The following is a 15,571-nucleotide window of genomic DNA, read 5'->3' on the forward strand; positions in this document are numbered from 1 at the left end:
GAAAGGTGACTTTCTCACTACTTTACAGAGTTGTTTAGTCTTCTTTCTTTTTACGGGCAATAAGTCCAAATCCACTCAAGACACCTACTAAACCAAGAGCAGCAAGGCTAGCATTATCCTTAGTACCTGTGTTTGGCAATTGAGGAGTATTTTCCTTAGCTGGAGCCGGTTTAACTGGAGCTTCTGGTTTTTCTGAATCTGGAGTTGGTTCTGGATCTGGAGTCGGCTTTGGATCTGGAGTTGGTTTCGGATCTGGAGTTGGCTCTGGATCTGGAGTTGGTTTCGGATCTGGAGTTGGCTCTGGATCTGGAGTCTTAACCTTCTCATAAACGTGCTCTGTGTCACCGTTTGGCAACTTCTTAGTTTCAACGAAGCGGTATCCTGGAATGTCTTTCTTAGGATTTTCGCCGTCTTCTGTTGGATATCCTGGAATTTCATTTCCGTCTTTATCTTTGTGACTAGTCTTCACTTTTTCATAGACATGTTCTGTGTCGCCGTTTGGAAGTTTCTTAGTCTCTACGAAGCGGTACCCTGGAATATCTTTCTTAGGATTTTCGCCGTCTTCTGTTGGATATCCTGGAATTTCATTTCCGTCTTTATCCTTGTGACTAGTCTTCACTTTTTCGTAGACATGTTCTGTGTCGCCGTTTGGAAGTTTCTTAGTCTCTACGAAGCGGTATCCTGGAATGTCTTTCTTAGGATTTTCGCCGTCTTCTGTTGGATATCCTGGAATTTCATTTCCGTCTTTATCTTTGTGACTAGTCTTCACTTTTTCATAGACATGTTCTGTGTCGCCGTTTGGAAGTTTCTTAGTCTCTACGAAGCGGTATCCTGGAATATCTTTCTTAGGATTTTCGCCGTCTTCTGTTGGATATCCTGGAATTTCATTTCCGTCTTTATCCTTGTGACTAGTCTTCACTTTTTCGTAGACATGTTCTGTGTCGCCGTTTGGAAGTTTCTTAGTCTCTACGAAGCGGTATCCTGGAATGTCTTTCTTAGGATTTTCACCGTCTTCTGTTGGATATCCTGGAATTGCTTTACCTTCTTTATCTACAAATGTAGTAACTGGTGTTACTGTTGGTGTGTATGTTGCAGAAGCTTTTGTTCCGTTCATATCTTCACGAACAACTGTAACGGATGGAGCTGTTCCTGTAAATTCAGGTTCTGGTTTGAAGGTTACTGTTCCGTCTGGTGCTACTGTGTAAGTACCAACACCTGGAATAGTCTTAGTTGTTGAACCATCGTCAAATGTAGCTGGAACATCATCATTCATTGGAACACGGCTATCACCTTCCTTGAATGTTGGTTTACCAGACTGTTCTTTACCTTTTGGTCCAATAGTTGTAGCTGGTTCTGCTGTTGGTGTTACTGGTGTAACAGTTGGGGTGTACTTAGCTGTTACTGGTGTACCATTCTTATCGACACGTTTAACAGTCACGCCTGTTCCTGTGCCTGTGAATGATTTCTCTGGGACAAATGTAACTGTTCCGTCTGGAGCTACTGTGTAAGTTCCCTCACCTGGAATTACCTTAGTTGTTGAACCATCTTCGAAGGTTGCAGGTGTATCATCATCCATCGGTACATCTGGGTTACCTGGTGTGAATGTTGGTTTACCTGTTTGTGTTTTACCTTGAATATCAGTAGATGTTGTTGGATCAGCTGTTGGTGTTACTGGGGTTACAGTTGGTGTGTACTTAGCTGTAACTGGTGTACCATTCTTGTCTACACGTTTAACAGTCACGCCTGTTCCTGTTCCTGTGAATGATTTTTCTGGTACAAATGTAACTGTTCCGTCTGGAGCTACTGTGTATGTTCCTTCGCCTGGAATTACCTTAGTTGTTGAACCATCTTCGAAGGTTGCAGGTGTATCATCATCCATCGGTACATCTGGGTTACCTGGTGTGAATGTTGGTTTACCTGTTTGTGTTTTACCTTGAATATCAGTAGATGTTGTTGGATCAGCTGTTGGAACAACTGGAGTAATCTTAGGTGTGTATGTTGTTTCAGCTGGAGTGCCGTTAGCATCCTTAGCTTGAACTTTAACTGGAACTACTTCACCTGAGTATGACTTATCAGTTGGTGTAAAGGTTACAACACCTGTTTCTTTATCAACTGTGAAAGTACCAATAACTTCACCACTTGGAGATTTAGCATCTACAGAAGCCGCCGGTTGACCATTTTCGTCAAGAAGAGTAATGGTATCTTTGTCGATTGGTGCAACTGGATCACCTTCTGTGAAGGTAACAGTACCAGTTTGAACCACACCTTGAGGTGCAACTGATTCAGCTGGAGTTGCTGTTGGTGTTACTGGAGTTACTGTTGGTGTGTAGGTAGCTGTTACTGGTGTACCGTTCTTATCGACACGTTTAACAGTCACGCCTGTTCCTTTACCTGTGAATGATTTTTCTGGAACAAATGTTACTGTTCCATCTGGTGCTACTGTGTATGTACCTTCACCTGGAATTGTCTTAGTTGTTGATCCATCGTCAAATGTTGCTGGAACATCATCATCCATTGGTACGCTTGGGTTACCTTCTGTAAACTTAGGTTTACCTGTTTGTTCTTGACCTTGTTTGTCAGTTGATGTTGCATCTTCAGCTGTTGGAACAACTGGAGTAATCTTAGGTGTGTATGTTGTTTCTACAGCAGTACCGTTAGCATCTTTAGCTTGAACCTTAACGGCAACAACATCACCTGAGTATGACTTGTCAGTTGGTGTGAAGGTTACAACACCTGTTGCTTTATCAACTGTGAAAGTACCGATTTCTTTACCTTCTGGCGACTTAGCAACTACTGATGTAGCTGATTGACCATTTTCGTCAAGAAGAGTAATCGTATCCTTGTCGATTGGTGCAACTGGGTCACCTTCTGTGAAGGTAACAGTACCAGTTTGAACTACACCTTGAGGTGCTACTGATTCAGCTGGAGTTGCTGTCGGTGTTACTGGGGTTACTGTTGGTGTGTATTTAGCTGTTACTGGTGTACCGTTCTTATCGACACGTTTAACAGTCACGCCTGTTCCTGTGCCTGTGAATGATTTCTCTGGGACAAATGTGACTGTTCCATCTGGAGCTACTGTGTAGGTTCCTTCATCTTGGATAGTCTTCGTTGTTGAACCATCTTCGAATGTTGCTGGTGTATCATCATCCATTGGAACTACTGGATCACCTTCTGTAAACTTAGGTTTACCTGTTTGGGTTTGACCTTGTTTATCTGTTGAAGTTACATCTTCAGCTGTTGGTGTTACTGGGGTTACTGTTGGGGTGTATTTAGCAGTAACTGGTGTACCGTTCTTATCGACACGTTTAACGGTCACGCCTGTTCCTGTGCCTGTGAATGATTTCTCTGGGACAAATGTGACTGTTCCATCTGGAGCTACTGTGTAGGTTCCTTCACCTGGAATTGTCTTCGTTGTTGAACCATCTTCGAAGGTTGCTGGTGTATCATCATCCATTGGTACACGGCTATCGCCTTCAGTAAATACAGGTTTACCAGTTTGTGTAGCACCTTGGATATCTGTAGTTTCAACTGGTGTTGCAGTTGGGGTTACTGGGGTTACTGTTGGTGTGTAGGTTGCTGAAGCTTTTGTTCCGTTCTTATCTTCGCGAACAACTGTCACAGCTGGTGCAGTTCCGACAAATGATTTCTCTGGTACAAATGTAACAGTACCGTCTGCTGCTACTGTGTAAGTACCAACACCTTCAACTGTCTTAGTTGTTGAACCATCTTCAAATGTTGCTGGAACATCTTCGTTGATTGGAACAGTTTTTTCTACTCCATCAACTGTAACAGTTCCACCCTTGAACTCAGGTTTACCTGTTTGAGTTGCGCCTTGGATGTCTGTTGTTTCAGCTGGTGTTGCAGTTGGTGTGACTGGAACAATCTCAGGTGTGTAAGTTGTATCAACCTTGATTCCGTTTGTGCTTTCAGCTTGAACCTTAACAGGCGTTACTTTACCTGTGTAAGACTTATCAGTTGGTGTGAATGTTACAGTACCAGTTGCTGGGTTGATCGCGAATGTACCGATTGGTGTTGTTCCATCTTCAGCATAAGCTGGTGTAGTTGAAACTTCGTTACCATCTTTATCTAGCAATGTGTAGCTATTGTCTTTAATGGTAATAGCTTTATCTTCACCATTTACTTGAACAGTTGTTCCTGCAAAGGTTGGTGTACCGGTTTGAGTCGCACCTTGGATATCTTTTGAAGTTGCAGGGCTTGCAGTTGGAACTGCTGGCACAACAGTTGGTGTGTAGGTCGCATCTGAAGTAATGGTTGCAGTCTTACCATTAGCGTTTGTGATAGTTGCAGTTGCTTGAACCTTAACGCCTTTGGCTGTTCCGACAAAGTCTTTTTCTGGAGTGAAAGTTACCGCTCCTGTAGTAGGATCGATTGTGTATGTTCCTTCTCTTGGAACAGTCACAGTTGTCTCATCAGTAGGTTGACCTGTTGCTGGATCTACCAATTTCTTGCTTGTGATTTTTGCAGTTTTGTCGTTGCTCAACTCAAATGTAGGAGTTTGAGTTTGTGGAACGTTTTGGATATCCTCAGAAACCTTATCTGTTGGAGTGATTGTAATTGGAGTCACTGTTGGTGTGTACTTAGCTGTAGCAGTCTTAAGGTATTCATCACGAACAGTACCATCTTTATCTCTTCCGACAGGTGCAGTCAATGATACAGTAATACCTTTTGCAGTACCAGTAAATCCTGGTTCTGGAACAAAGGTAACTTCTCCTGTAGCGTCATTGATTGAGTATGTTCCTTCGCCTGCTACTGTTACAGAGGTTGCATTGGTTACTTGACCAGTCGCTGGGTCCACCAATTTAGCAGGGTATTCCAAGCTTGGAGTGACAGAGATCTTGTCGCCATTAGCATTAGTTGTAGTTGTGTTAAAGGTTGGGGTACCAATTTGAGTTGCTCCTTGGACATCAGTTGAAGTCTTATCAACACCTTCAATATTACTTGGAGTTACTGTTGGGATGTAAAGACCATCCATTGTGTTTAATACTGTATCAACGTTTGCTTCCTTATCTGGGAATTTAGTTGACCAACCAGTATCGTAACCATTACTATCTGTACGACGGATAGAGATCCCATCAGCTGTGCCTAGGAAGTGATCTTCTGGGATGAATTCCACATCTACATCTTTACCATTACCAGTAACTTTGTATTTACCTTGACCTGGCACGACATAGTAACCTTCCGCATCCAAAGTAGCCTTGTTCCCATTTGCATCGACAATGTATGGTGCTACTGTTTCATCAATTTTTGCTGATTCAGTTAAGCTATAGCCTTGCAAACCTCGAGCAGTAAAGGCTACAGTTGCAGTTTGCTTCGCCCCTTGAAGACCACTTGTTTCTTTGAATTCTCCTTTTGGTGGGTGGGTGATTTGAGTCTTGAAGTCCTCAACCTCCCCTGAAAAGGCCATTCCTGTCGGACTCTCAATTTGAGCAGCATCCTTAGCAATTCGTAACCGTACTCCTAGTTCGTTGACACTAGGATCGATATAGGTTTTGCTCTTGGTGAATCTTAGGGTAACGGCTCCATCCTTAGTAATGGTTGCTAAATCAGAGCGTTCGTCTTCATCAAAGGTACCGTTTTGGTTAAAGTCAACCCAACCATAAATATTGGCTTGAGGCGCCCCGTCTGTATGAGCTTCAACAGTAATCGTATAATTCCCTGGTTTTGTACGATCCATCTTGATCAACTCATTGGTTTTTCCTTTGAGGTCATTCGGAAGCAATTGGTCGATGCCTTCATCAGCCGTTGTCGCTTTATCGTCACCAGTCCAATCAAGGGTATTGTTTTCATCCATATCAGGACTCAAGTGGCCGAGATAAGGTTGGTTTACTTTCTTACCGGTAATCCCATCCACAGTTGCAATTGAATGAACTGCCTTACCGTATGATTCAGGCGCATCTCCTTCATCAAGTGGGAAGAAACCAAGCATTGCTGATTGTTTACCTGAAGATGCGATATATAATCCAATTTCAGAAGCCCCCTTTGTCATAACAAGGGGAACAGCAAATTTACTAGCTGATACGTTTGGACCAAAGACACCCGTTCCAAGTCCAGCAGTTGTTAAATCAGCACTTTGAAAATACTTCCAGGCAACTGCTTTTTTGTCTGGTCCCGCTTGCGTGGAATCACGAAGTTGTTGTGTATTCCAATTTCGAATTTCAATTCCTTCAACCGGAACTGGTTTAAAATAACTAAAATTATTCGCTGGGTCAAAATAATAAGTAAGATCTTGTGGGGCATAAGTTCTAGTTGACTTATCACCATTCTTATACCATTCACCAATGTGTTGCCATCCTTCTCCGTTGGTGGTGAACATAACCACCTCACCTGGGTTAGCGGACTCGCCATCTGCCATGACAACGGCTGGTCTGACTACTTTCCCGCGGAAAGTAGCGGAGACTTCAAACTGAACCCCAATATTACCGCCGTTCAAGTCGGAACTGATAGTTGTTTTTTTAGTACCAGTATTGATGCCTTCTGTTCGTACTTCTGTCCAGCGATTTTGAGCTTCAGCAATAACTTTGGCTTCCTCACCAGCAGCAAATGCAGCTTTGGTAGTCCTATCAGAACTCCCACTCACATAACCATTTCTAGCATTTGGATCATAGGTAGCTTTTTCAGCTTCTGTTGCTCCTCGTTCTTCAAGGCGTTTTTTGTATATTTCTGTCGCTTGGAAGGGTTTCAAAGACTTGACTTTGATGGTAACCACATAGCCCGGCATAATTTCCTTGGTGTAGGTCGCGCCGACTTGAAGTGCAAGTTTGCCATCTGACGTTGTCGTTGTACCTGTCCAGTTAGCAGTATCCCCAAAGTCCAACCAAGAGATTTGACTAGCAAGGTCTGCGGCTTTTACATTTGTTGTAAAGCCTGGTTTTTCAACTTTCGGTGTAGAAGTTGCGTCTTCAACGTCTGCACCAATTCCAGTAGCTGTTGCAGTATCTGCACGGAAGGCAGTATTCTTATCAATCTCTTTACCATTACGAGGGTCGTTTTCCCCAGTATTCGCAATAGAGTTTGTAGCTTCAGCTGGTTTTGTATTTTCTGCAGGTTTTCCAGTTGTTGCTTCTGTCTTATCAGCAGTTGCTACTTTTTCTTCAGCTACAACTTTTTCTTTATTTTTTAGTTTAGCATTGACAGTTGTTACAAGCGATTGATAAGCTGCATCTAGTTCAGCTTGACTTGAAGCAGATGCAAGAACGTTCTGAGCGTTCGCAAGACTAGCTTTAAGAATTTCGACGCTCTCGTCTGTCTTGTTGCTGTACTTACCATTTGCCAAGTTCCCTTCAATCTCAGCAACGTAAGCTGACAACGTTTCAGTCTTAAGCTCAGGTTTCACTTCAGTAGAAACTGCAGGGGCTGCTTCAGCTTGGTAAGTTACTTCTTTAGCTGTTGTAGTTTCTTTAGCTGTTGTTGCTTCAGTCGCAACTGGAGTTTCAGCTTTAGCGACTTCTGTCGTTGCTGCAACACCATCAGCTTGTTTTTCTTCCGTCACTTCATCGGCACCGACACCTGTGGCAGTTCCGAGCATTACTAACGTTCCTAATAGGACCGAGCAAACTCCTACATGAAGTTTACGGATCGAGAATCGACTAATTCGGTCGTTAAACAAATCATTTTTCACGATTTTTCCTCCAATACCCTTTAGGGAGTGTATATATTGTTATATTTTATGCATTGTTTTTCAAAAACCCTAAACATGCAACGTCTTATTTTAGCACTATTATACTTAAAATCAAAGCATAATGCTCATCATTTTGAGACATAAAAATAAGTTAACTTAATTTCAATTTATTGCAATTTTTCAGAAAAATTACATATAATTTTAAGTGCCTAAACATGCCAAAAGAGGGGTGAGCCCCTCTTTTAACTAAATAAGATTATTCACTTGTTTCCACAGTTTCTACTTGGACATCCACTTGCTCTTCCTCTTGTGAATCTGCAAGAAGTGACTCTTCATTAACTGCTAGTGGTTCAATGTTACGGTAGCGAGCCATACCAGTACCAGCTGGGATAATCTTACCGATGATAACATTTTCCTTGAGACCAAGGAGATGGTCTTTCTTACCACGGATAGCTGCATCTGTAAGGACACGAGTTGTTTCCTGGAAGGAAGCAGCTGACAAGAAACTATTTGTTTCAAGTGAGGCTTTAGTGATTCCCATAAGGACTGGACGACCAGTTGCTGGAACACCACCTGCGATAAGAACATCTTTGTTGGCATCTGTAAAGTCGTTGATATCCATGAGAGTACCCATGAGAAGGTCTGTATCTCCTGGATCCATGACGCGGACTTTACGGATCATTTGACGAACCATTACCTCGATGTGTTTGTCTCCGATTTCTACCCCTTGGCTACGGTAAACTTTTTGCACTTCACCAAGTAGGTAGGTTTCAACTGACAAGACATCACGTACAGCAAGGAGACGTTTTGGTTGGATTGAACCTTCTGTCAATGCTGCACCACGAGAGACTTGGTCTCCAACCTGGACACGCATACGGGCTGTAAATGGTACCACGTATTCGCCTTCGCCAGTTTCGCCTTTAACGAAGACTTTCTTAGTACGAGTTGAAGCATCTTCTTCGATTGCTGTAACTTCCCCTTTGACTTCTGTGATGACCGCTTCCCCTTTAGGATTGCGGGCTTCAAAGATTTCTTGGACACGAGGAAGACCTTGAGTGATATCGGTATTTGAGGCAACCCCACCCGTGTGGAAGGTACGCATTGTAAGCTGTGTACCAGGTTCCCCGATAGATTGGGCAGCGATTGTACCAACTGCTTCACCGACTTCAACCGCATCACCAGTCGCCAAGTTGATACCGTAACAATGACGGCAGACACCATGACGAGTGTTACATGTAAATACTGAGCGGATGGTTACTTCTTCAACACCGGCATTAACAATTTCACGGGCCTTATCTTCTGTGATCAATTCATTTGGACCAATGATAACTGCGCCAGTTTCTGGGTGCTTAACAGTTTTCTTAGTGTAACGACCATTGAGACGTTCTTCAAGAGACTCAATCATCTCTTTACCTTCAGTAATAGAACGGATCAAGAGACCACGGTCAGTTCCACAGTCATCCTCACGGATGATAACGTCTTGGGCAACGTCAACCAAACGACGAGTCAAGTAACCTGAGTCGGCTGTCTTAAGGGCCGTATCGGTCATACCTTTACGGGCACCGTGAGTTGAGAAGAACATTTCAAGTACTGACAAACCTTCGCGGAAGTTTGAAAGGATTGGCAATTCCATGATACGTCCGTTCGGAGCAGCCATCAGACCACGCATACCGGCAAGCTGTGAGAAGTTTGAGATGTTACCACGGGCTCCAGAATCCATCATCATAACGATTGGGTTCTTAGGATCTTGGTTGGCAACCAAACGTTTCTCGAGTTTTTCACGGGCAGCACGCCATTCAGCTGTAACAGCATTGTAGCGTTCGTCATCTGTGATCATACCACGACGGAATTGTTTTGTGATTTGTTCTACACGTTTGTGTGATTCTTCGATGATTTCAGCCTTGTCTTCAACAACTGGAATATCAGCAATACCCACTGTCAAACCTGCAAGAGTTGAATGGTGGTAACCGAGGTTCTTCATACGGTCAAGTAGGGCAGATGTTTCTGTCGTACGGAAACGTTTGAAGATTTCAGCGATGATATTTCCAAGGTTTTTCTTCTTGAATGGTGGGTTGAGTTCAAGTCCTTCAATAGCTTCCTTGATATTTCCACCTAATGGCAAGAAGTACTTAGTCGGAACACCTTCTGTCAAGTTGGCGTTTGTTGGCTCTTGCAAGTAAGGCAGTCCTTCTGGCATGATATCGTTGAAGAGGATTTTACCAACAGTTGTAAGCAAGATTTTGTGTTTTTGCTCTTCTGTCCATGGTTTGTTAAGGCTATCTGTTGCGATACCAACACGTGAGTGGAGGTGAACATAACCATTACGGTAAGCCATGACAGCTTCGTCACGATCTTTGAAGACCATACCTTCGCCTTCACGACCAGCTTCTTCCATAGTCAAGTAGTAGTTACCCAAAACCATGTCCTGAGATGGAGTAACAACTGGTTTACCATCTTTAGGGTTCAAAATGTGCTCAGCAGCAAGCATCAAGATACGAGCTTCTGCTTGGGCTTCTTCTGAAAGAGGTACGTGGATGGCCATTTGGTCACCGTCAAAGTCGGCATTGTAGGCTTCACAGACAAGCGGGTGCAAGCGAAGGGCTTTACCGTCAATCAAGACAGGTTCAAAGGCTTGGATACCCAAACGGTGAAGGGTAGGTGCGCGGTTCAAAAGTACTGGGTGTTCTTTGATAACTTCTTCCAAGATATCCCAGATACGTTCATCTCCACGTTCTACCAATCGTTTAGCCGCTTTAACGTTTTGAACGATATCGCGCGCAACGATTTCACGCATAACGAATGGTTTAAAGAGCTCGATTGCCATTTCACGTGGCACACCACATTGGTACATCTTAAGAGTTGGACCAACGGCAATAACAGAACGTCCTGAGAAGTCAACACGTTTACCGAGCAAGTTTTGACGGAAGCGTCCTTGTTTCCCTTTGAGCATGTGGCTCAATGATTTCAGTGGACGGCTACCTGGCCCTGTGATAGGACGACCACGACGGCCATTGTCAATCAAAGCGTCAACCGCTTCTTGAAGCATACGCTTCTCATTTTGAACGATGATACCTGGCGCGTTCAACTCAAGCAAACGAGCCAAACGATTGTTACGGTTAATAACACGACGGTAAAGGTCGTTCAAGTCAGATGAGGCAAAACGGCCACCATCCAACTGCAACATTGGACGAAGATCTGGTGGAATAACTGGAAGGATGTTAAGAACCATCCATTCAGGCTTGTTTCCAGACTTGTGGAAAGCATCCAAAACATCTAAACGACGGATAGCTTTCACACGTTTTTGTCCAGTAGCTGTTTTTAACTCTTCTTTGAGTTCAGCAATTTCTTTTTCAAGATCTACTTGTTTCAAGAGGTCTTGGATAGCTTCGGCACCCATTTTGGCAACGAATGAACCATGACCAAACTCACGCAAGCGCTCACGGTATTCACGCTCTGTCATGATAGACTTGTGCTCAAGTGGTGTATCTTTTGGATCAATCACCACGTAAGCAGCAAAGTAGATAACTTCCTCGAGGGCACGAGGACTCATGTCAAGGGTCAAGCCCATACGGCTTGGAATCCCCTTGAAATACCAGATATGAGATACAGGAGCTTTTAACTCGATGTGTCCCATACGTTCACGACGAACTTTTGTACGCGTTACTTCAACACCACAACGGTCACAAACAATCCCTCTGTAACGAATGCGTTTGTATTTACCACAAGCACATTCCCAGTCTTTTGTAGGACCAAAGATCACTTCGTCAAAGAGTCCTTCACGTTCTGGTTTCAACGTACGGTAATTGATTGTTTCAGGTTTTTTGACTTCTCCATAAGACCATGAACGGACTTTGCTTGGAGAAGCTAGTGTGATTTGCATACTTTTAAAACGATTTACATCAACCACTATTTCTTCCCTTTCTATTATAAGTGAACTGCTTATTCTTGTTCAGCAGCTTCTTCTGTTGCTTCCGCCTTTGCATTTTCTTCTGCTTCAAAGGCTGCTTTAGCCTCTTGAGCTGCTCTTTCGCGGGCTTTTTCAAGGTCATCTACGTGGATGACATCTTCGTCCATTCCTTCATCAAGGTCACGAAGTTCCACTTCTTGATCGTCTTCGTCAAGGACACGCATATCAAGACCAAGAGATTGCAATTCTTTTACAAGAACTCGGAATGATTCTGGAACACCTGGTTTTGGAATTGGTTTTCCTTTTGTAATAGCTTCATATGCTTTCAAACGTCCGTTGATATCGTCAGACTTGTAAGTCAAGATTTCTTGAAGGACATTTGACGCACCGTAGGCTTCAAGCGCCCAAACCTCCATCTCACCGAAACGTTGTCCACCAAACTGAGCTTTACCTCCGAGTGGTTGTTGTGTAACGGTTGAGTATGGTCCGACTGAACGAGCGTGCAATTTATCATCAACCATATGGTGAAGTTTGATCATGTACATGACACCAACTGACACACGGTTATCAAATGGTTCACCAGTACGCCCATCGTAAAGAATCGTCTTAGCATCGCTATCCATACCTGCTTCTTTGACAGTGTCCCAAAGATCTTCAGAACTTGCTCCGTCAAAGACTGGTGTTGCGATGTGGATACCAAGAGTACGAGCCGCCATACCAAGGTGAAGCTCCATAACCTGACCGATATTCATACGTGATGGCACCCCAAGTGGGTTCAACATGATATCGACTGGAGTTCCATCCGGAAGGTAAGGCATGTCTTCTACAGGAACGATACGAGAGACAACCCCTTTGTTTCCGTGACGTCCGGCCATCTTATCTCCGACCTTAATCTTACGTTTTTGTGCGATGTATACGCGAACCAGCATGTTGACACCAGATTGCAATTCATCACCGTTTGCACGTGTAAAGATTTTAACATCACGAACGACACCATCGGCACCGTGTGGTACACGAAGGGAAGTGTCACGAACTTCACGAGATTTGTCACCGAAGATAGCGTGCAAGAGACGCTCTTCAGCAGAAAGATCTTTTTCACCCTTAGGTGTTACTTTACCTACAAGAATATCCCCTTCTTTAACCTCAGCACCGATACGGATGATACCCATTTCGTCGAGATCTTTAAGGGCATCTTCACCAACGTTTGGAATTTCACGAGTGATTTCTTCAGGCCCAAGCTTTGTATCGCGAGTTTCTGATTCGTATTCTTCAAGGTGAACAGATGTGTAAACATCGTCTTTCACCAAGCGTTCGCTCATGATAACGGCATCCTCGAAGTTGTAACCTTCCCATGTCATGTAGGCAACGATTGGGTTTTGTCCAAGCGCCATTTCACCTTTCTCCATAGAAGGTCCATCAGCGATAAAGTCACCTTTTTCGATAACATCGCCAACTCGAACAAGGGTACGTTGGTTATAAGCAGTACCTGAGTTTGAACGACGGAATTTTTGGATGTGGTAAACATCAAGGGAACCATCTTCACGGCGAACTTCTACTTTGTCCGCATCCGCATAGGTAACCTTACCACCATGTTGTGCAATAACTGCCGCTCCTGAGTCATGGGCTGCTTGGTATTCCATACCAGTACCAACGAAAGGCGCTTTAGGATCGATCAACGGAACAGCCTGACGTTGCATGTTGGCTCCCATGAGGGCACGGTTGGAGTCATCGTTTTCCAAGAAAGGAATACATGCTGTCGCAACGGCAACTACCTGCTTAGGAGAAACGTCCATATAGTCAACGCTTGATGCTGGATATTCTTGGTTAACCCCTTGGTGACGTCCCATGACAACTTTTTCAGCAAAAGTTCCATCTGCGTTCAATTTAGAGTTAGCCTGCGCTACTGTGAACTCATCTTCTTCATCGGCTGTCAACCAAACGATTTCGTTGGTAACTTTACCAGTTGCACGGTCAACCTTGCGGTATGGAGTTTGAATGAAACCATACTTGTTGAGGTGTCCGTATGAAGACAAGTTATTGATCAAACCGATGTTTGGTCCTTCAGGCGTTTCGATTGGACACATACGTCCATAGTGAGTGTAGTGCACGTCACGCACTTCATATCCAGCGCGGTCACGTGTCAAACCACCAGGCCCTAAGGCAGACAAACGACGTTTGTGAGACAGCTCAGAAAGTGGGTTGTGTTGGTCCATGAACTGTGACAATTGTGAAGAACCAAAGAATTCTTTAATCGCCGCAGTCACTGGACGGATGTTAATGATTTGTTGAGGTGTCAATACTTCGTTATCTTGAACAGACATACGTTCACGAACATTACGTTCCATACGTGAAAGTCCAAGACGTACTTGGTTGGCAAGCAATTCACCAACGGCACGAATACGACGGTTTCCGAGGTGGTCGATATCATCGACACGACCGATACCTTCAGCCAAGTTGAGGAAGTAGCTCATCTCAGCGAGGATATCTGCAGGAGTAATCGTGCGAACTTTATCCTCTGGATTTGCATTGCCGATGATTGTTACAACACGGTCTGGATCAGTTGGTGCCACAACCTTGAATTTTTGAAGAACAACTGGTTCTGTCAAAACAGCTGAGTCATTTGGAGTGTAGACAATCTTGTTCAAATCACCATCCAAGTGACTTTCGATACTTTCGATGACATCGCGAGTCATTACAGTACCTTTTTCAACCAAGATTTCACCGGTTTCAGGGTCCACCAATGGTTCAGCAATTGTTTGGTTGAGCAAACGAGTTTTAATATTTAATTTCTTGTTAATCTTGTAGCGTCCAACAGCTGCCAAGTCATAACGACGTGGGTCGAAGAAACGAGCCACAAGCAAGGTACGTGAACTCTCAGCAGTTTTTGGTTCACCTGGACGAAGACGCTCATAAATTTCTTTCAAAGCTTCGTCTGTACGAGAGTCCATTGGGTTTTTATGGATATCTTTTTCAACAGTGTTGCGAACCAACTCGCTGTCACCAAAGATATCAAAGATTTCGTCATCGCCTGAGAAACCAAGTGCACGAACCAAAGTCGTAAATGGAATTTTACGTGTACGGTCGATACGAGTATAGGCGATGTCTTTTGAGTCACTTTCCAGTTCCAACCAAGCTCCACGGTTAGGGATAACAGTTGAACCGTAGCCCACTTTACCGTTTTTGTCTACTTTATCATTAAAGTAAACACCTGGAGAACGCACCAACTGTGATACGATAATACGTTCACCACCGTTGATGATGAAAGTACCCATCTCAGTCATGATTGGGAAATCTCCAAAGAAGACTTCTTGAGTTTTGATTTCGCCAGTTTCTTTGTTAATCAAGCGGAAAGTTACAAAGATTGGTGCTGAATAACTTGCATCATGGATGCGAGCTTCTTCAAGCGTATATTTAGGTTCTTTGATTTCGTAGCCAACAAATTCCAACTCCATTGTTTCTGTGAAGTTTGAAATTGGCAATACATCTTCAAACACTTCCTTCAGACCATGGTCTAGGAAATCTTTAAATGAATCAGTTTGAATTTCAATCAAATTTGGTAAGTCAAGAACTTCTTTAATTCTTGAAAAACTACGACGGGTACGATGTTTCCCGTATTGAACGTCATGTCCTGCCAAGATGATTCTCCTTTGTAAATAAAGTTCCAAGCTTAGTCGTCTAAGCTAATAATTATCGTTTAATGGTTCTAAAACCCCTATCAACTTATCCCCCTTGACTAATTTTTCAGAATCTTTAAATCTCTGTTACAGATGCAAAAAATACCGAAAAAAAGCACAAAAAGAGCAGTTAAATCCGACTTTTTTCAGGAGATTTAACTGCTGTGAGCCTTGTCCGGACAATATTTCAGACAAAACCTACGACAAATGATTACTCATATTATACCCGATTTTCTCTAATTTTTCAAGTCCTTTGAAGGATTTTTCTTGCTTTAGTATAGTTATAGCTTGTTTTCAGAAAAGGTAATTTTCTAGACAAGTAGTTGTTGAATAAATAAGACAGGTTCTATT

At 43.3% G+C, this 15,571-nt stretch carries 3 protein-coding genes; all 3 read right to left on the bottom strand.

Translation table 11 applies throughout. From position 1 onward, the window contains the following. Positions 1-34 precede the first annotated feature (34 nt). Positions 35-7,639, bottom strand: a complete 7,605-nt coding sequence (locus tag HW271_RS07855; protein ID WP_178895525.1) for a CshA/CshB family fibrillar adhesin-related protein — start codon at positions 7,637-7,639, stop codon at positions 35-37. 256 nt (positions 7,640-7,895) lie between these two features. Then, positions 7,896-11,546, bottom strand: coding sequence for a DNA-directed RNA polymerase subunit beta' (rpoC, locus tag HW271_RS07860; protein WP_178895526.1), 3,651 nt, complete (start codon positions 11,544-11,546; stop codon positions 7,896-7,898). 32 nt (positions 11,547-11,578) lie between these two features. Next, entirely contained in the window at positions 11,579-15,181 is a 3,603-nt protein-coding gene (locus HW271_RS07865; protein ID WP_178895527.1) for a DNA-directed RNA polymerase subunit beta, read from the bottom strand. Positions 15,182-15,571: the final 390 nt, after the last annotated feature.

The organism is Streptococcus sp. oral taxon 061, from assembly GCF_013394695.1.
GTDB lineage: Bacteria > Bacillota > Bacilli > Lactobacillales > Streptococcaceae > Streptococcus.